The 249-nt window shown below is 55.8% G+C and carries 1 protein-coding gene; it reads right to left on the reverse strand.

What is annotated here, in order from left to right; translation table 11 throughout:
* Positions 1-222: zinc ribbon domain-containing protein (locus ECTPHS_RS14480; protein WP_371200126.1), on the reverse strand; the 222-nt coding region annotated here is incomplete at its 3' end.
* Between the last annotated feature and the right edge of the window lie 27 nt (positions 223-249).

The following is a 249-nucleotide window of genomic DNA, read 5'->3' on the forward strand; positions in this document are numbered from 1 at the left end:
CCGGGGGATTCCTCCTGCGAGACGCTTGTGCCCAAGCGCGAGAATGTTCCTTGCGGCATTGATGTCGCGGTCATGGCGCGTACCGCACGCCTGACAGGTCCATTCTCTGATTCCAAGTCCTGTCCTACCTTTCGGACTGCTGTTGCCGATATGACCACAGCACGAACAGGCTTGGGTGGTATAAGCTTCATCGATTTCCTCAAACCAAACTCCCCGCGCTATCGCCTTGTATTGGAGTTGGGTCTTGAG

The sequence above is a fragment of the Ectothiorhodospira sp. PHS-1 genome (assembly GCF_000225005.1).
Taxonomy (GTDB): Bacteria; Pseudomonadota; Gammaproteobacteria; order Ectothiorhodospirales; family Ectothiorhodospiraceae; genus Ectothiorhodospira.